General features: G+C 68.2%; 20 protein-coding genes and 1 pseudogene. 9 read left to right on the top strand and 12 right to left on the bottom strand.

The features are described from left to right. Window positions 1–131: 131 nt before the first annotated feature. The 3 genes from STRVI_RS30360 to STRVI_RS30370 all read right to left on the bottom strand — a co-directional run bounded on the left by STRVI_RS30360 (window position 132) and on the right by STRVI_RS30370 (window position 1,429). Complete coding sequence (locus STRVI_RS30360) at window positions 132–650, bottom strand: DUF6233 domain-containing protein (protein ID WP_014059409.1); 519 nt, start codon at window positions 648–650, stop codon at window positions 132–134. Window positions 651–652: 2 nt separating this feature from the next. After that, window positions 653–784, bottom strand: a complete 132-nt coding sequence (locus tag STRVI_RS56155; RefSeq protein WP_353477054.1) for a hypothetical protein — start codon at window positions 782–784, stop codon at window positions 653–655. A 417-nt stretch (window positions 785–1,201) separates the two neighbouring features. Continuing rightward, window positions 1,202–1,429 carry an ATP-binding protein gene (locus STRVI_RS30370; protein WP_353477087.1) on the bottom strand — a complete coding sequence of 76 codons (228 nt, stop codon included), beginning with the start codon at window positions 1,427–1,429 and terminating at the stop codon, window positions 1,202–1,204. A 783-nt stretch (window positions 1,430–2,212) separates the two neighbouring features. On the opposite strand from STRVI_RS30370, the gene STRVI_RS30375 reads away from it, so the two are divergent. After that, window positions 2,213–2,539: a MerR family transcriptional regulator gene (locus STRVI_RS30375; RefSeq protein ID WP_014059410.1), complete on the top strand. Its 327-nt coding sequence runs from the start codon at window positions 2,213–2,215 to the stop codon at window positions 2,537–2,539. A gap of 553 nt (window positions 2,540–3,092) precedes the next feature. Continuing rightward, on the top strand, window positions 3,093–3,782 hold the full coding sequence (locus tag STRVI_RS30380; RefSeq protein WP_014059411.1) for a DUF4232 domain-containing protein: 690 nt from the start codon (window positions 3,093–3,095) through the stop codon (window positions 3,780–3,782). A 338-nt stretch (window positions 3,783–4,120) separates the two neighbouring features. Here the strand turns inward: STRVI_RS30380 and STRVI_RS52205 are convergent, their stop codons facing one another. Next, window positions 4,121–4,390: a hypothetical protein gene (locus tag STRVI_RS52205; protein ID WP_150112934.1), complete on the bottom strand. Its 270-nt coding sequence runs from the start codon at window positions 4,388–4,390 to the stop codon at window positions 4,121–4,123. A 339-nt stretch (window positions 4,391–4,729) separates the two neighbouring features. Between STRVI_RS52205 and STRVI_RS51840 the strand changes: the two genes are divergently transcribed. The 3 genes from STRVI_RS51840 (at window position 4,730) to STRVI_RS30395 (ending at window position 6,244) form a co-directional block, all read left to right on the top strand. Next, the gene (locus STRVI_RS51840; RefSeq protein ID WP_043236782.1) at window positions 4,730–4,909 is read left to right on the top strand and encodes a hypothetical protein; all 180 of its coding nucleotides are present in this window, start codon (window positions 4,730–4,732) and stop codon (window positions 4,907–4,909) included. A gap of 493 nt (window positions 4,910–5,402) precedes the next feature. After that, window positions 5,403–5,576, top strand: a complete 174-nt coding sequence (locus STRVI_RS53010; RefSeq protein ID WP_167543239.1) for a hypothetical protein — start codon at window positions 5,403–5,405, stop codon at window positions 5,574–5,576. 260 nt (window positions 5,577–5,836) lie between these two features. Further along, window positions 5,837–6,244 carry a cupin domain-containing protein gene (locus STRVI_RS30395; RefSeq protein ID WP_014059412.1) on the top strand — a complete coding sequence of 136 codons (408 nt, stop codon included), beginning with the start codon at window positions 5,837–5,839 and terminating at the stop codon, window positions 6,242–6,244. Window positions 6,245–6,639: 395 nt separating this feature from the next. Here STRVI_RS30395 and STRVI_RS30400 read toward each other — a convergent pair. The 4 genes and pseudogenes from STRVI_RS30400 to STRVI_RS30410 all read right to left on the bottom strand — a co-directional run bounded on the left by STRVI_RS30400 (window position 6,640) and on the right by STRVI_RS30410 (window position 10,686). Continuing rightward, window positions 6,640–7,595 (bottom strand): annotated as a pseudogene (locus tag STRVI_RS30400) (SDR family NAD(P)-dependent oxidoreductase). 237 nt (window positions 7,596–7,832) lie between these two features. Then, window positions 7,833–8,822: an aldo/keto reductase gene (locus STRVI_RS30405; protein WP_014059413.1), complete on the bottom strand. Its 990-nt coding sequence runs from the start codon at window positions 8,820–8,822 to the stop codon at window positions 7,833–7,835. A gap of 337 nt (window positions 8,823–9,159) precedes the next feature. Continuing rightward, window positions 9,160–9,720, bottom strand: coding sequence for a nuclear transport factor 2 family protein (locus tag STRVI_RS48985; protein ID WP_078505465.1), 561 nt, complete (start codon window positions 9,718–9,720; stop codon window positions 9,160–9,162). A gap of 489 nt (window positions 9,721–10,209) precedes the next feature. Next, on the bottom strand, window positions 10,210–10,686 hold the full coding sequence (locus STRVI_RS30410) for a nuclear transport factor 2 family protein (RefSeq protein WP_014059414.1): 477 nt from the start codon (window positions 10,684–10,686) through the stop codon (window positions 10,210–10,212). Window positions 10,687–11,005: 319 nt separating this feature from the next. Between STRVI_RS30410 and STRVI_RS46640 the strand changes: the two genes are divergently transcribed. The 4 genes from STRVI_RS46640 (at window position 11,006) to STRVI_RS30430 (ending at window position 13,515) form a co-directional block, all read left to right on the top strand. Beyond that, complete coding sequence (locus STRVI_RS46640; RefSeq protein ID WP_014059415.1) at window positions 11,006–11,617, top strand: TetR/AcrR family transcriptional regulator; 612 nt, start codon at window positions 11,006–11,008, stop codon at window positions 11,615–11,617. 351 nt (window positions 11,618–11,968) lie between these two features. Further along, a complete protein-coding gene (locus STRVI_RS30420; RefSeq protein ID WP_014059416.1) occupies window positions 11,969–12,349 on the top strand; it encodes a VOC family protein in 381 nt (126 codons plus the stop codon). A 245-nt stretch (window positions 12,350–12,594) separates the two neighbouring features. Further along, the gene (locus STRVI_RS30425; RefSeq protein WP_014059417.1) at window positions 12,595–13,059 is read left to right on the top strand and encodes a cupin domain-containing protein; all 465 of its coding nucleotides are present in this window, start codon (window positions 12,595–12,597) and stop codon (window positions 13,057–13,059) included. 81 nt (window positions 13,060–13,140) lie between these two features. Next, a complete protein-coding gene (locus tag STRVI_RS30430; protein WP_014059418.1) occupies window positions 13,141–13,515 on the top strand; it encodes a nuclear transport factor 2 family protein in 375 nt (124 codons plus the stop codon). A gap of 268 nt (window positions 13,516–13,783) precedes the next feature. Here the strand turns inward: STRVI_RS30430 and STRVI_RS30435 are convergent, their stop codons facing one another. From STRVI_RS30435 to STRVI_RS30450, 4 genes are all read right to left on the bottom strand, one after another. Then, on the bottom strand, window positions 13,784–14,152 hold the full coding sequence (locus STRVI_RS30435; RefSeq protein WP_014059419.1) for a hypothetical protein: 369 nt from the start codon (window positions 14,150–14,152) through the stop codon (window positions 13,784–13,786). A 200-nt stretch (window positions 14,153–14,352) separates the two neighbouring features. Then, entirely contained in the window at window positions 14,353–15,465 is a 1,113-nt protein-coding gene (locus STRVI_RS30440) for a DNA alkylation repair protein (RefSeq protein ID WP_014059420.1), read from the bottom strand. 10 nt (window positions 15,466–15,475) lie between these two features. Continuing rightward, window positions 15,476–15,778 (bottom strand): hypothetical protein, encoded by a 303-nt coding sequence (locus STRVI_RS30445; RefSeq protein WP_014059421.1) that lies wholly within the window; start codon window positions 15,776–15,778, stop codon window positions 15,476–15,478. Window positions 15,779–15,908: 130 nt separating this feature from the next. Continuing rightward, window positions 15,909–16,964, bottom strand: a complete 1,056-nt coding sequence (locus STRVI_RS30450; RefSeq protein WP_014059422.1) for an aldo/keto reductase — start codon at window positions 16,962–16,964, stop codon at window positions 15,909–15,911. Window positions 16,965–16,976: the final 12 nt, after the last annotated feature.

The following is a 16,976-nucleotide window of genomic DNA, read 5'->3' on the forward strand; positions in this document are numbered from 1 at the left end:
GATGTCCCAGCCTAAACACGCCAGCGGCAGAGTGCCCAGCTCAGACCGCCTATCGGCCTGATGCAGGCGCGGGAGCGGGGCCCTGGGTGCGCTGCTGAGGCGGCCGGCGGGCGATGTCGCCTCTGCCGGCGTCAGGACGTCGGGAGATGGCGGGCATCGCAGGCGGTGCACGGTTCGCTGCCCGGCCGGGTGAGCTCGCGCAGCGCCTGGTCGAGCGTGAGGTCGGCGGCGCCGGTCGGTATCCAGCACGATTCGTGGTGGATGACCCGGCGCCCGGGGCCGCCAGCAGGCGCGGGCAGGTGCTGCATGCTCCACCGGCCTGCCGGGGCGGTGAGGGAGGAGCGGGGCGGCCGGGCTGGCGGGCGTTGCCGCTGAGTCGGCACGGCGGAGTAGTCGGTGCCCTCGATGGAGGTGACCAGCCGAGCGGGGACGCGCATTACGACCGAGTCGGGTTCAACCGTGACGCGGTCCGGTAGCCGCACTTCGGCCCATACGGGCAGACGGACCTCGTACCACCAACCGCCCCCGGAGCTGCGGCGGTCGAGACGACCGATGACCTGGGCTGTGACGCTCTGGCCGTCAGCCAGCTCGACCCATGCCAGTGGCCCGGGGGCGTCCCGGTCCTGGGGGTCGGGGCTGAAGGCGTCCACAGCTACGCGGCGGACGCGGCGTCATGGGTGTGCTTGAGCTGCGTCCGCTCGGTGACGAGTTCCGGGCCCTCGAGGGTTGCCCAGAAGGCGTGTGTGATGACGGTGAAGACCAGCTTTCGCTGCCGGTCCCGCAACCGCTGTACCTCCGCCTGGTCCTCCTCGGACCAGCCGTCAGTCGCGGGACGCTGCCGCGGGCGCCAGATGTCGAGGTCGCTGAATCCCGGGTGTGGCTCAACGGACCACGGGAGGCCCTTGAGGAGTGCCGTGAGGGTGGCGGCGACCTGGTGGAGTTCTTCCTGCGCGGCGAGCAGGTCCGGGGGAAGTCGTAGGCTCTGGCCATGGCCAGAATGATCCGCCTGTTCGATTCTTGGGGGCGGTGAGCCGACGTCCGGCGTGTCGTTGGGTGTTGTGACTGAGCGCTCGGCCTGGCCCGTGAGTGCTTCAGGTGGCCCGGCCGAGTGTGAGAGGTCGCCTGGCCCTCCGCAGGTTGGTCATGCGTCGGGGCGCGCCGAGTTGGACAGCCACCTGGTGCAAGGCTCTAGTGGGCGGGGTCATCGTGTGAGGCGGGCGTGGATGGTCTTCCCCTGTCCGGGGCCGGGGGTGATGGTGACGTTGCACGTGAGGCGGCGGATCATGTGCCATCCGAAGCCGCCGGTGCCGTCGTTGAGGTCGGGGGTACGTTCGCGCGGGGGCGTTGGGTTGAGGTCGCTGACGGCGACGTTCACCGCGTCGGCGGTGGCGCTGAGGTGGAGGGTGTAGTGGCCGCCGCCGTGGCGCAGGGCGTTGGTTGCGAGTTCGCGGTTTCGGGGGCCGGGGCCGGGGCCGGGTCGAGGCTGTCGGTGAAAGCACGGGCGAGGTCGCGGGCGCGAGGGATGTCGGCGGGGCTGTCGTCTTCAACGACGACAGGGGGTCTGGGGGCTGCGGTGCTGGTTGTCGTCGTGTTGTTCACGCGCTCACACCCCGCCTGGGTCGGTTGTGCCGCCGGGCTGAGCTTGTGCCCGCTGGGCCGTTCTTCAATCCCGGATGGCACTGTTCCGGGTGCGTACGAGGCAGAAGTCCAATCACTGAGTGTTGAGAAAATGTGTCATGGCAAGAGTAGACATGGATGTGTGCGGGGGTTAGTGTTTCCTCGTAGCCAAGAAGTCGAAGAGGGCACGGCAGAGATGAACTGCCGTGCGAGCAGGTCGAGCAGGATGCGGAACGGCAGTGGAGTGGCGGGGCCGGACAAGGGGGTTCCTCCACTGGCTGCCGGGCCGAGCGGCCCCAGGGGCCGCATGCAGTACCCGCGATGCCAGCAGTACAACCGAGTAACCGAATGAGGTAAGGAGCAGACGCCATCAGGATCGCCCGGGCGAGGAAGAACACCGCTCGGGTACCGCAGGCCCCGGATTGGAAGGTGGTCCCCGGTCACGCATCCGCGATCCCCGCACTTCCGCCCTCCCAGGCGGACCTGCGGAACAAGAAGGCCGGCGCAGTCAGCCGGTAGATGGTGTTGAAAGCTCGGGGCCCGGATGCCAGTACGGCACCCGGGCCCCTCAACGCGCCCCCGAAAGAAGAGGTCTATGCCCCCTCCCAGTACCCGCCCCGTCGACAAGATCGACGACGACGACTACCCCGCCTACACCATGGGCCGGGCCGCCGACATGCTCGGCACCACCCCCGCCTTCCTCCGCGCCCTGGGCGAGCACCGCCTGATCACCCCACTGCGCTCCGAAGGCGGCCACCGCCGCTACTCCCGCTACCAGCTGCGCATCGCCGCCCGCGCCCGCGAACTCGTCGACGCAGGCACCCCCATCGACGCCGCCTGCCGCATCATCATCCTCGAAGACCAACTCGAAGAAGCCCAGCGCATCAACGAAGACCTGCGCACCCGTGGCGGCACCTCGTAACAGGTTTCGAGACCGACCTGCCCAAGCTGATCACCGCCGCGCGCACGACCTGACCCGCGACGGCAGACGTTGCCCCGGCAGGGCCTACAGCGTGAACCAGGCCCGTCCGCCGCACCGAGGTTCATGAGCCTTGCATCGCTTGGCCAACTCTTCACACCCCAACGCATGGCCGACCAGCGGGCCAGGCCGACTCTCACGCTCAGCCGGGCAACCTGAAGCACTCACGGGCCAGGTCGAGCGCTCAGTCACATGTGTTGTGGCTGAGCGTGCTACTTGGCGGATGAGCGCTCTATCCGGTGGATTGAGCATGGACGCGTATTCGCAGCTCAGAGACCCTGTGGAGCTTTGAGACTGTTCGGGGCCGCGTGCGGGCGCCAGCTCCACGGTGAGGAACTCCAGGCCGCCCGCGGCTCGGCCTCACCCGTTCGGGCGCGGTGTGTTTGCGGGACGTGAGTGAGGCGTTTCCAGAACGTCAGTGGCCCCGGGAAAGGTGGTGTCCACGCCGCGGGACGCCGAAGAAGGCTCCCGCACGAGACGCAGGGGGAACCTGATCATGCGTACTTTCCGGATTCGTACCGCCGCCCTGGCCACCGTCACCGCCGCGTTGGCGCTGGGCCTGACCGCCTGCGGCGGCGCCGACGGCGGCTCGAAGGCGGCGGGCGGCGACAAGACCGCTGGCACCTCGCAGAGCCGGTCCGCGTCCGACGGGGACGGCAAGGGCGGCGCGGAGCAGGCCAAGAGCGGCGGTGACGCCAAGAGGGGCGAGCGCTCGACGACCGCCTCGGGTGGGTCGGACGAGGTCGCGAGCAAGAGCACAACGGCCGCCCAGCAGTGCCGCGGCGACGAGATGATGGTCACCGCGGTGCACCAGCTCGCCGACCAGCAGGGCGACCACCTGCTGATCACCGCGTCGAACGAGGGCGACACGCCGTGCTGGGTCACCTCGTACCCGTCCGTGAAGCTCGGCGACGACGAGGCCGTACTGCCGCACTCGAAGAAGGACAACCCGGGCGGCGACCAGCGCATCACGCTCCAGCCCGGCGGCACGGCCTACAGCGCGGTGAACCTCTTCGACTACGGCTCGGACAACCAGACGGCGCAGTCGTTCGCCATCGCGCTGCGCGGCGCGGACGGTCACGACGGCCCCTTCTACTCCGTCGACAGCAAGGGCGACAAGCCGCAGTTCCGCTGGAACGAGGCCGACGTGCTGAACTGGAGCACCGAGAAGCCGTACGACTTCTGACCGCACGTCGGCCAGTGACGCGTCACCCCGGACGTGCCGCACCGCTCAGCCGGAGGCCGCTTTCACGTCCGGTGAACTGTGAAAACGTTCGGACTGCCAGCAGGCCCCGTTCTGGCGGTCATCCGAAGTCGAAGAGGGCGATACCGCGAAAGCCAGGCTCGGCAGTCTGGGCTGCTCGAACCTGACGGCCAATGGCGCGCTGGAGGCAGCCTCATCTGGTACGTCGCGGAGGAGCACTCTCCTCTCCCCCGGGGAGCGGAGACGTAGGGACGCCGTACTGGACATGCCGGAGGCCCCGGACCCGGGACGGGGTTCCGGGGCCTCCGCATGGCTGGTGGCTACCCGCTGGGGGCTGTTTTGCCCGTGCCCGGCCTGGCGGTGGCGTGGAGGACGAGGGCTCGGCCGTGGTGGGCGATCACGGACCGAAGGCCGGTCAGGAGGCTGTCGGGGGTGAAGTGCGGCTGGAGGTGGCGTTCGAGGGCGGGGAGGTGGTTCCAGCGCACGGCGGGGTGGGCGGAGTGGGCGTAGTGGTGGAGGTCGCCGTAGGGAGCCAGATGGTTGCGGCGAAGGCGGCCAGGGCGCGGTTGTGCGGGTAGAGCCGCAGGCATCGGTCGGCTTCCACCCAGGCCGGGGAGCCGGTGCGTGGTTCGAGGTCGAACCAGGTGTGCTCGTTGAGCAGGCTGAGCCAGGCGAACTGTGGATAGGCAGGAGCCAGGGGATGAGGACAGCGCACAGGAGGGCCGGCCAGCCGCCGGTGAGGTAGGAGGCCCCCAGGACAGCCGCGATCGCGGCCGCGCGGTGCTGTGACCCGGGGTGCCGGAGGTTGGGATCCCGGCCCCGGTGCTGCAGATGCCGCGCCAGGTGATTGGATAGACCACTGCGCGGGCGACCTCGGCGAGCAGCTGGTTGGTTCGGCGGGTGCGGGCCAGGACACCGTGCACGGCGAAGTGGCTGATCTCCTGCAGGTGTCGGCTGCGCTGTTGCTGCTCGGCAGCGAGGCGCCGAATCTTACGGTGCACGCGCTCGCTGGTAGTGGCCGGGAGAAGGTGAGCAACTCCGCCACGGCGGCGGAGTTGCCGGCGCTGTCCGCAGGGTCCTTCGCGCTGGGGGCTCACGAGCGGGGCTGAAGTGCAGCAGAGTAGATGCTTGGAGATCAGCTCCTGTGGGAGAGGTGATCGCTTCCCGCGCGACGCTCGCGGTAGTGAGCCGTAATCGGCGTTACCGCCTCGGCATATCAGCTTTCAGGCATTCATCGAGCAACTGCTGCTCGTGCCATTCCTTATCGGTAAGCCCGGCTATCAGAACCTGCGGAATGCTCGAGGCGAGTCCGTCTCCGCCAGCCGTCCGACGGTGGAGGCGTCCTGGAAGCATGGCGGTTGCTCAGCCGCTTCCTGCGCCGCTCATACGCAGAACTGATAGCGCGTCATGCCTCGGCCAACCCATTGCAGTCTCGAAGGCGCGGTCGGCAACTATCCGGCCGTGCTCGATCGTCCTCCGGGTGTGCCACAACCGAGCCCCGCCCCGTTCCCGACTCCACCCCTCTGGCCACACTGTGGCCACGGCGCCACCCCGAAAGGGCCCGGTCGGCTGTTGCGACATCCATGTCCCCGGCCGCACCGTATGCCTCGCCCTCTGGACGACACCGACGGCGACGCCTACTTCTCTACGCCCTCCCCCAATGCCCTCCGCGATCCCGCCACCGGGCACCCACCCCCGCAGTTTGAGTCGGTGATCTCCCAGGGCTGTGACGCCGATGTCCTGTCCCAGGCCAGTGTGGGCAACACGTCGGCGTGACCTGCAGTGCAGTTGGGTGGGATGGATTGGCTACTGCTGTCCCGGTTAGCTGTAGACAGCGTGACGTCCCCGACTTCTGGGGTGGTCTGGCGGCGTTCTCAGGAAGGATGCCGGACTGGCCAGTCGAGATACCCGCGGCACGGTCTAGAGTCGTCAAGCAGGGCGGCGGCAGTGCCCCCAACCGCAGGTGTCGGGCACACCCGCGGGTCTGCCTGACAACCAGGACTGAAGCTGTCCTGATCTCGCCGTAGCGTCCTTGCATGGCTATAGAACACACCTCAACGTACGAACTCGGCCGCCCGCAGCACCGAATCTGGGATCAGATCGAGCCGACGCCGCTGGGAGGTTTCGGTGACCGGATCATGATCAAAGCCCTGACAGCCGACAAGGCGCAGGTGCTGCGAGTCGAGATCGCGGCGGGCACTGTGATCCCGAATCCGGCGGATCCAGCCGAGCAGGAGATCCATCCGATGGAACAGATCGACGTCATCCTGACCGGTCGGATGAAATACGTGGTGGACGGCAGGGAACTTGTCCTGGGAGCAGGCGAGGCTCTCGGAATCCCCGGCGGAGTGCCTCATTCTGCGGTGGCCCTCGAAGACACCGCTATGATCGAAGTCTTCACGCCGATCCCGGACTTTCCGACCGGCGAAGTGCGAACGCCGTGACCGCCGTGTCCAGGAGAGTGGAGCGTCGTCGGCGCCGGCATCGGTGGGGCGGTGCTCAGTCTTGAGGCCGCGGATGCACGACACCGCCAGGGCATGGCCGTAGCCTGCTTCTGAGCTGCGTTCATAGGCGCGACCGGGGAGGCCACGGGCTCCTCGGTCGGCTCACCATCTGTTCCAGTGCGCCAGAGACTGCTCCATGACGTGCAGGGCTCTGTCGAGTCCGGGCAGGCCACGCGCACTTCGTCCGCCGGGCGGGCGTCGTCTGAGGCCGGTCACACCGGACGACCCGAACCCCGGCGGCAGAGGGTCCTGCACGCACGGTCTGTCCGGCTGCACTCGATGGGCCGGGTCGCAGGTCGCGGGTAACCTCGCACCGCTGGGACCCGCAGCCGTGGTCAGCTCGCGAGCAGGTCCTCGGAAACCTGCCACAGACGTTGGGCAGCCTCGGGGTCCAGGGCGTGAGCCGCTACCCCGTCGGCTTCGCCGGCGGGAGGGGCGACGTTGCTGGGGAGCGCTTCGTTGCAGTATTCGAAGTAGCGTCCACCGACGCCTTCCACGAGAGGGGAGGCCGCCAGGAGGACGGAGGTGGCAGCGCCCTGCTGGACGGTGCGCCACGGGTAGGCGTCGAAGATCTTCTTCTGTTCGAGGTCCGTTGAGGACTCGGTGAGGTGGCGCTGCAGTCCGGTGCGGATTCCGCCGGGCATCAGGGCATTGGCCGTGATGCCCTGGCCGGACCAGCGGCGGTGCGCCTCTACGGCGAACAGCGCGTTGGCGGTCTTGGACTGGCCGTAGGCCAGCCAGGGGTCGTAGGCGCGGTGTGCGAAGTGGATGTCGTCAAAGACGAGCGGGGAGGCCAGATGGCCACTGGAGCTGACGGCCACGATCCGGGCTCCTCCAGCCGCGGCCAATGCCGGTTGCAGGGCCAGGGCCAGGGCCAGGGCCAGACGGAAGTGTCCCAGGTGGTTGGCGGCGAACTGATACTCCCAGCCCTCAGAGGTGCGGTGCAGTTCGGGCAGGGCCATGACGCCAGCGTTGTTGACCAGGATGTGCAGCGGGCCTTTCCAGGAGGCTGCGAATGAGGCGACCGAGGCGGGGGATGTCAGTTCCAAGGTCCGGGGTTGCCGGTGGTGGCGGTGATGTCCGCGGCTACGGCATGTCCGACCTCGATGTTACGTACTGCAAGGGTCACCTCGGCGCCGGCGCGAGCCAGGCTGCGGGCCGTTTCGACACCGATTCCCGAGGCACCTCCGGTGACAACAGCGCGTTTGCCTGCCAGATCGACGCCTCGGACGATCTCGTCGGCGGTGGTGTCCCGGCTGAAGCGTGTGGTCATACGGGCGTGCTCAGTCATGGAGTGTCCTGTTCTGTCGTGCACAGATGCATGTCGGGGGTATGCGGCGCCTGCATTCCTGGGCTCGGCCGGGTCCAGGACGGCAGGCGCTGTTGCAGCAGATCGGTGTCGACCGGCCGGCTGCTGTCCGTGGGCTCAAGGTGCAGCCGACCCGAGCCGGATGTGCCGCGCGTCCGGCGCTCTTCTGCGAGGACGTCGCCAACATGCAGGCTGCCCTGCGCATTTCGCGGGCAGGGGTCAGATCCAGGTGGGCGCGTAGTCCTCGTCGTAGCGGGCGCCGAAGCCGCCGTGCGGGAGGATGTCGTTGATCGCGGCCAGGTCGGCGGCGGTCAGCGCGAGTTCGGCGGCGCGGGTGTTTTCTTCCACGCGCTTCGGGCTTCGGGTACCAGGGATGGGCACCTTGTGCTCGCCCTGTGCGAGGAGCCAGGCCAGGGCGAGTTGGGAGACCGTGGCTCCCTTCGTGGCTGCGAGGTCGGTGAGCAGCCCGACGGCTTCGACGTTCTTCTCGAAGTTGCCCGGCTGCCAGCGTGCATCGACGTTGCGGATGTCAGTGGCGTCGTACTGGCCTGCCGGCTTGGCCCCGCCGGTGATGAAGCCGCGGCCCAGCGGTGCGTAGGCGACGAAGCCGATGCCCAGTTCGTCGAGGGTGGGAAAGATCTGCTCGATGTCCCGCTCGAAGAGGGAGTATTCGGTCTGCAGGACGGAGACCGGCTGCACGGCGTGTGCCTTGCGGATGGTCTCGTGGCCGGCCTCGCTCAGGCCGAAGTACTTCACCTTGCCGGCGTCGATGAGTTCCTTGACGGTGCCGGCGACGTCCTCGATGGGCACGTCCGGGTCGACGCGATGCTGGTAGAAGACGTCGATGTGGTCGACGCCCAGGTAGCGCAGGCTGTTGTCGGCGACCTTGCGAATGGTCTCCGGGCGGCTGTCGAGGGCGGCGCCGATCTGCTCGGGAGGCAGCGACATGTCGATGCCGAACTTGGTGGCCAGGACCACCTCGTCGCGGAAGTCCTTGACGGCCTCACCGAGCAGCTTCTCGTTGGAGCCGGTGCCCCAGCCGTAGAACTCGGCGGTGTCGAAGAGGGTGACGCCCAGGTCGTGAGCGCGCTGGATGGCCGCGATGCCCTGGACGGTGTCGCCGGGGCCGTAGGACATCGTCAGGCCCATCGTTCCGTAACCGATCGCCGAGACCTCAAGGCCCTGGCTGCCGAGTGTCCTGTGCTGCATGACGTGCTCCTCTGATCAGGTGGAGGGGTTCAATTCGGGTTTCCGGCGCGGCACCGTGAAGGTGCGTTGGGGTGCGAACACCACACTCGTGGACGGGACTCCGTAGAGGGAGGCTGTGTGAGGGTGGGTGCGCCACACCCAGGCAGGCACCCGTCCTGTACGGAATCAGTGCCGGGACGAAGGAACCCACGGAAGCCGGCCGACCGCAACCGTGGGGATATCCACGCGATGGCCTAGCCGAGAGAGGAAGTGTCCCAAGCGGGCCGCAACGGGACCGGTACAAGAGGCTGTTGCCGGGTTCACCGGTCATCTCAGCAGGTCTGGCCCGCTTCATGGTTCACGGCGCCAGGAACACCTGCGGGCTGCCGGTTGTCCAGGAGATGCGCAGCGTGCGGCGGGAGATGCGCCAGCCGTCGAGGGTGCGCACGAGGTCGTCCTCGTAGGTGCCGCCGGTGTGGTAGTAGTCGCTGCCCCTGTGGTGATGGGCGACGATCTGTGTGGACACCTTCGCGTCCGTGTCCGTGATGTCGACGCTCTGGGCACTCAGCAGGTGCTGCGTCGCGTCGAGGTTGCTGAACAGCTGGCGAGCGCCGTCCGCGACAGCGCTGCCGCCTGTTGTCAGACCGCTGAACTTCTCGCCCTCCGGCAGGTAGGCGTCGAAGACATTGTGTACCTCGGCATCCTCGGTGAAGACGGACGCGACGCGAGCGAAGTCGCGACGGTCCAGGCCGAAGGCGTAGGCCGTGAGCAGGTCATAGATCTCGGTGCGGTCCGAGTCGTCGGGAGCGGAGGTGTCGCTCAGGAGGTTCCTATCGTGATGGGCGTGATGGGGAGGAGTCGAGGGCGGCTTGCGGGGGCAGGGGCGCAGCCGCCTGGTCCGGATCGTCTTCGAGTGAATGCGTCACGTCACGAACTCGGGTGGCATGCGGGGCTGGCCCCTGTAGGTCCGCGCCCGGCGCACCCGCGCTTCGATATGTGCTCAGAGCGTCTGTAACGCTGCCAATCTCGTGGCGTGTCGTCGAAGAGCGACACCTGGCTGGGCCTGCAGGCTGAGGCGCCCGGGGGCTGCCGCTCGTGCCGCTCGGAGGCGGCCGAAGGGCCGGTGCCGACGAGGTGGCCGCCATGCTGGAAGCGTGAGCGCCCGTTTCATCGGTGCCGTGCAGCACTGCTCGCAGTGGATCAACGGTGTGCGAGCCAGGAGAGCAGGCGGGCCCGTCCGCTTCCCAGTCCTTGGCCGGCACCGGCCGCCGGCCGAGGACTGCGACGGTCGTGTCCGCCGTGGGGCGTTTCCGGGCGCACCTGCTGCAGGGCGTCGGTCGGCCAGTGTCTGCCGCTTCCGGCCCGCAGACCGTGCGTTGCGGAGGGGTCGGCGCCCGGCGGCTCTTTCCTAGATGCCGGCGAGGACGGTGGGATCGCCCTCGGTCCAGGCGTTGTCGACGGTCACGCGCTGGATGACCCAGACCTCGCCGCTCCTGATCAGGGCGACGTCGTACCGGTTGGTCATCAGGACGTGACGCGAGTGGGCCTCCCGGGGCAGATGCTGGCACGCCACGATCCCTTCCAGGTGTGCCGTGTCGCCGTCGAGACTCACCCGCGGATTGCTCACGGAGTGCGTGGTGTCCAGGTGACTGAGCGAACCCAGCAGAGCCGAAGCGATGGTCTCCCCGCCGTTGATCGGCGGGTACTCCTGGCCGGCCTTCCTCGTGGCTGGCCCGAAGTCGGCTACAGCGTCGTCCGCGAACGCGGAGGCGAGAAGGTCCTTGTCCCGCAGGTCTAGGCCTGCGGCGTAGCGGTAGAGGGTCTCAACCACGGCGAGCTTGTCTGCCGTGGCCGTGAGGGTGGTGCTGCTGTCGGTGTCCGACATGGTGCGTCCTTAGGTGGCGGGCTGTTTCGTCAATCACCGTAAACCACTAATCGACAGGTGTCGAATAGTGGTATCGTCGAGAGTGAAGTCAGGGAAGGAGTGTCATGTCCTACGTGAATCTCGGTGCGCGAAAGGTGCCCGACGCCGACATGGGGCGGGAGCGCGTGGCGTCCGTGCCTGCGGCGACGGCAATACTGAGCGGAGTTTCCGGTACCGGGAAGGTGTCGACGGCTTCCATGCCGGTGGCCGGGCCGCGCAGGCGGTGGCCGAAACCCGAGGCGGCGGAGCCAGCTGATCGGCCTCGAAGTAGGGTGCGGCCATGGTGAGTGAGCAGCCTTCGGCAGTCGAAGCGGATCCGCGCTTCACCCGCTCGCGACGGGCGATCGCGGACACGCTGGCCGATCTCATGGAGCGGACGCAGTCATGTCCTTCGGTCTCCGCACTGGCGGAAGCCGCCGGTATCCACCGTGCCACCTTCTACAACCACTTCGACTCGGTTGAAGAGGCCGCGGTGTACGTGATCGCAGACGATTTCCGCGCCCTTCACGACCTGAACATCCGCGATCGGCGGATGGGCGCGGACCCGACTGCCGTCGCAGTGGCCACGCTGAATGCCATGCTCGACTCTCTTCGGCAGCGTAAGAGCCTGTTCCTGCTGGCTTCGACCTGGCGATCGTCGAGTGGGTTGATGGGGATTGGCGACCTCCTCCTAGAGCAACTGCACGCTCTTCGGCGCGACCTCGGTGTGGACGAGCAGGAGTCCGGCGCGAACAACTCGGTCGAGGACGTCTACACGGCCTCCGGCGTACACGGAGTCTTCTCGGCCGCGGTCGGAGGCAACACCGACTGCGACCCGGGGGAGATCGCGGTCCGGCTGTACGAACTCCTGCCTCAGTGGATTCGCCAGCCACCAGAGTCGTCGACGCACTGACGAGGCACCACAGCTGGTCGTGACAACCAACAGCTTCAACGACATCAACCGCCATATCCGCCGGCACGCCTTCTCCTGACAGGGCGCGCAGACCCTTCCGGTCCCCGGGTCCCGGCGCCCCGCCACGCTGCCCCGCAGCAACAGCCAGGGGCAGCGTCCCGCCCAGGCAGTGCACGACGGGCGCCTGCTACCCGCATCGGCAGACCCTCGCGGCCTCGACACGCTCACCGTCACCACACCTGGTGATGACGCCTGCCCGCAGCCAGGCCGCCACCGTTCCTTACAGGGAGGACTCGTTGACCGTCCCCGGTCAGCGCGGCCCGACCTGACCTCGTCACCGGGAGTTTCCTGATGTCTTCGCACATTCCGCCCCACCCCGCGATCCGATACCTGGGCGTCACCCTTGACTGCCCCGATCCCGCCGAGCTCGCGCACTTCTACAGCGAGGCCCTCGGCCTGCCCATCACTCTCTCCACCGACGGCTTCGTGTTCCTGAGCCGCGCGGGCTCACCCGGGCTGGGCTTCTACCGTCTGGACGACTACCAGCCTCCCACCTGGCCGCACTCCCCGGTACAGAAGCAGGCTCATCTCGAACTGGGCGTGGACGACCTGGACGCGGCCCAAGCCCGGCTCATCGCTCTGGGGGCCGTCGTCGCCGACCCGCAACCGCTGCCCGAACGGCGGCGCATCCTGCTCGACCCGGCCGGACACCCGTTCTGCATCACCCTCTGAGACCGGCCCTGCAAGCACCATCGCAGCGCCGTCGACGGGCAACTCTCCGGCAGAAGTGCCCTCTTCCGTCACAGGCGGCGCCGTAAGACCAGCGGTGCGGGTCACTCGGGCAGCGCGCAGGAGCGGCGCCCACCGCCGCCGGACGACCCGCAGGTCACCGGTGCATCCCTGACCGCATCACCCACCACATCGACTTCGACGAGCCGGTCACCCCTGCGGGGACCGCGTCGTGAGGAGGCAGAGACATGAGCATCGCCCTCGTGCGAAACCCAGGCGACGGCCAGGACTTTCGCTACTACAACAACGTCATCGAGCAGGTGGCGACCAACCATGAGACGAGTGGAGCAGTCAGTGTCATGCGTCTGACCGTGGGCCGCGGGGATGCGCCCCCACTGCACACCCACAGCCGGGAGGACGAGAGCTGGGTGGTCCTTGCCGGCCGCGTCCGGTTCTGGGTCGGATCGACCTCACTCGACGCGTGCGAGGTGCACGACGCCGAACCGGGCGCCTACGTCTACGTGTCGCGGCTGGTCCCCCACACCTTCCAGACCATCACACCGACCGCAGAAGTCCTCGTCATCAACAACCCCGGGGCCATCGAGAGCCTCTTCCACTCGGTCGGGCCCGCCGACGCGCGCGCCGACGCCGAGCACACCGACCTCGCGTCGGACTACGGGATCGTCAACCACGGCAACCCACCCCCCGCCTGAATCGCGGGCCCCATCCGGCGACCGGTAACCGGTCCCGCCCCCTACTGGCAACACGCAACCCCCACCCGACAAGAGGGCATTATGAGCCAAGACCTCAAGAACAAGGTCATCGCCTACCTTCTGGCTCTGGAGAAGACCGACTGGGACGCCGCGCGCGCCATGTGCGACGAGACAGCCACCGTCTGGCACAACGACGGCAAGGGCGACGAAACACTTGAGCAGTACTTCGAGGGGCTGAAGAAGCAGATCGGCCTCTACGAATCGATCCGCTACGACATCATCCGCCAGCTCTCCCAGCCGGGCGGAGTTCTCCAGCAGCACGTGGTCCGCGTAACCGCGAAGACCGGTGAGCGCGGTGGGGTACACGCCGCGGTCCACTTCGCCTTCAACGATGCCGGACTGATCATCCGCATCGAGGCGTACGCCAACTACATCCCCGAGGGCCAGACCAGCTGAGCCGGCGGCCTTGCTCGCCCGTCATCCCTACTGCCGGGGGGCGGAGCACGGCAGAATCCTGGCCGGCTCCTACGGCCCCGAGTCCCATGGTGACGTGCGCAAGGCTCCGTGTGCCGGACGATCTCGGACCCGGTCTCGTGGCGGCGGCAACGGGCGGGGAACCCCCGCATGTCCAGCTGCACTTGCAAGCCCTGAGTCTCGGATCGCGCCGCACTCAGGGCCTCGAAACGGCCGCCGTCCGGTGGATCAGGGCCGCACCCGACTACGCTCAGGCATCCATGCCACGCAGAGTCTGCTGCAGACCAGAGTCGATCTTTTCCATGGTGGCCGCGTAGGCCTCCGGCATGTCGACGTCGAGCCGGTCGGCCAGCACAAAGACCCACCAGAGGCATTCGGCGAGCTTGTGCCGCAGTTCGGCATCCACGTCACCGTCGATGCCCCACGTGCGTTCGGCGGCGAGAACCAGACGACCGACGTAGGCGGCGTCATTGGTGAAGCCGACCGCCAGTTCCGGCAGTGTCCAGGTCCGGCCCAGCACGCGCTGTTCGATCTGCTCGTACTGAGCTCGGACCTTGAGGGCCCTGTCGTCGGTCTCGACAAGTCCGGCCTGGTCATCGTGAGCAGGTGTGTGGTTCATGGTGGTTCCATTCCGGGTGGTTGTCTGCGTCACCTACGACGCTAGAGGCAGATCAGGACGCTTTTAGTCCTGGTTTGTCGCTGCCGTGGCCGGGGTTCGTCGGCGGATGGGTGACGTTCGTCGTGAGCAGGCGAGCGGACGGGATCCTTATCGAGCGTCTGGCCGTGGTGCGGCGGGCGCCGCACCTTTGGTTCGCCGCGTCAGCGGGTGGGCGCGGCGGTCAGTTCGAATTCGGCGCGGTCGGACTCGACTCCGTTGATCTGAAGGGAGATCGCGTGCCGTCCGGGGTAGTAGCGGCGTGTCGTGATCGGCCGGAACGAGTACTCCCGTGTGACCTGGATCTGTTCGCCCGGTGCGAGGGTGCGGGTGGTGAGCTTGAAGGTCTTGCCGCTCTGTGCTCCGTTGGCCTTGCGGTGGTGCACGACGTAGTCGATCGCGAGTCGCGCCTGGGCATCGCCGATGTTGCGGATCGACGCGGTGAAGCGGACCGTTCCGCCGAACGGGACGGTGTCCCGGTCCAGGTCAGGACCGTCGACCTCCAAGGCTGCGGGAGCGAAGCCGAGCAGTTCCAGAGCACCGGGGTGGCCGCGCTTGACGAGGGTGCGCAGCCCGTGGCGCACCAGGCGTGCGGTGGTGGTCTCGGGGTGGTCCAGCCAGCGGCGGGCTGCGCCGAGAACGACCTCGGGGTGGTCGCGGCTGAGGTCGTTGAGATGGTTGGCGACCGAGCGGCGCACGTACTCGCTCTCGTCCCGGTAGAGGGCGTCCAGGATGGGGATGGTCGCTGCGGGGCGGGCCAGGATGTCCGGCACCCGTACCGACCAGGGAAGGTAGGGGCGGGTGCCTTCGGAGGCGAGCCTGCGCACGTCGGCGTCGGGCGAGCCGGTCCAGCCGCCGATGATGATGCCAAGGGCCCGGTCGAGATCGTGCCGGAGCAGGGTCCGGATGGCGAACTCCGAGGACAGGCGCCCGGTGAGGCTCGCGAGCAGCTCCATCGCGTCGTCGAAGGCCGCCGGTTCGCCCTCCTGGACAGCGCGGGTGGCGAGAGCACTGATGACGGGCCAGATCAGCCAGCCGGTGAACTGCGCGTCCTCGCGGGCGATGCGGACGGTGCGCGCCAGTGCGGCGTAGTCGCCGGGAAGGTCCGCGAGCAGCGCATCGCGCAGCAGGTCGGCGCGCTCGCGCAGGGACAGTACGTCGATCTGCCGGGACGCCGCGCGCAATGCCGTGAGCTCGGCCTGCGGGGCGGCGGCCCGGATCGCGCGGGTGAGGCTGCGGGCGGTGTGGCGGCCGATGAGTTCGTCGGCGAAGGGCATGGGCGGGTCCTCACATGCGGTACTGCAGCGCGGTGGTGATCTGCCAGTCGACGCTGTCGTGGTCGATCGTCGCGTGTACGGGAGAGTCCGCCATCTCTCCGGTGATGCCGGCCGCGCCGGCGCGTGCGTGCGGCAGGCTGTCGTAGGCAACGATGTCGATGATGCGTCCGTCGTTGGTCCCGACGATACGTCGCCACAGGAATCCGGGCTGGCGTTGGAGGTAGGCGTTGATGTCGGCGTTCGCCTCGACGAAGTCCTTGGCGGTGCGGCCCGCAGCAGGGCGCAAGGTGGTGATTTCGAGTGTCTCGGCCATGATGTGTCCCGTTCTCGTAGCACGGTGTCGTTCGACGCCGGCGGTGCTGGCCTGCCAGGTGTTCGGGCGAGTGGCAGTGTCTCGCTCCGGAGCCGGGGAGTCAGGCTCGGTTCTCGACGCCCGTGCGGGGTCAGCGGACGAATGCCTCGGCGGCCAGGCCGTTGATCGTGGTGTCGCCCTGCTGGAAGCCGACCATGGACTCGATCATGTTGTGCGGGTAGTCGAGGCTGGGCGCCGTGAGGGTGTCCAGTTCGGCGACCTGCGCCTCGGTGAGCATGACGTCCAGTGAGGCCAGATTCGCGATCAGCTGCTCCTGTGTGCGGGCGCCGATGAGCGTGGAGGTCACCTCGGATCGCTGACGGACCCAGGCGAGCGCCACGGCGGCGACGGTCGTGCCAAGGCTCTGGGCGATCTTTTCGAGAGCGTCGAGGAGGGTGAAGGTGGATTCGCCCAGGTAGGCGGCGGCGTAGGCAGTGCGCCCGGAGCCGGCGACCTCGGTGGCGGTGCGTGAGTACTTGCCGGACAGGGTGCCGCTGGCCAGCGGGCTCCACGGTGTGATGCCGAGCCCGAAGCGGCGGGCGGCGCCGAAGGTTTCCCCTTCTACGCTGCGGGCCAGCAGGGAGTACTCCACCTGGAGGGCGGCGATGGCCTCCCAGTCGCGCAGCCGGGCGGTAGCGGCGGCCTCCGCGACCCACCAGGCCGGCACGTTGGACAGCCCGATGGCGTGGATCTTCCCGGCACGTACCAGGTCGGTCAGGGTGGACAGGGTCTCTTCCATCGGGGTGTGCCGGTCCCACTGGTGCATCCAGTACAGGTCGATGTAGTCGGTGTTCAACCGGCGCAGGGAGGCGTCGAGTTGGGCACGGATCGCCTTGCGGCTGGCTCCGCCGGAGTTCGGGTCGTCGGCCGCCATGTTGCCGCCGAACTTCGTCGCCAGCACGACGCGGTCCCGGGCTCCGGGACGCTGGTCGAAGTAGCGGCCCAGGGTCTCCTCGGAGGCGCCCTTGTTGTACATGTTGGCGGTGTCCACGAAGTTGCCGCCGGCGTCGCGGTAGTGGTCGAGGAGCGCGAACGAGGCTTCGGGGGCGGAGCCCCAGCTGCCGTCGTCGAAGTTCATCGCGCCGAATGCCAGCGGGCTCACGCGCAGACCGGAGCGGCCCAGGGTGCGGTACGAGGTGAGAGACATGGTGTTCCTTCT

It is taken from the genome of Streptomyces violaceusniger Tu 4113, from assembly GCF_000147815.2.
In the GTDB taxonomy this organism is placed as follows: domain Bacteria; phylum Actinomycetota; class Actinomycetes; order Streptomycetales; family Streptomycetaceae; genus Streptomyces; species Streptomyces violaceusniger_A.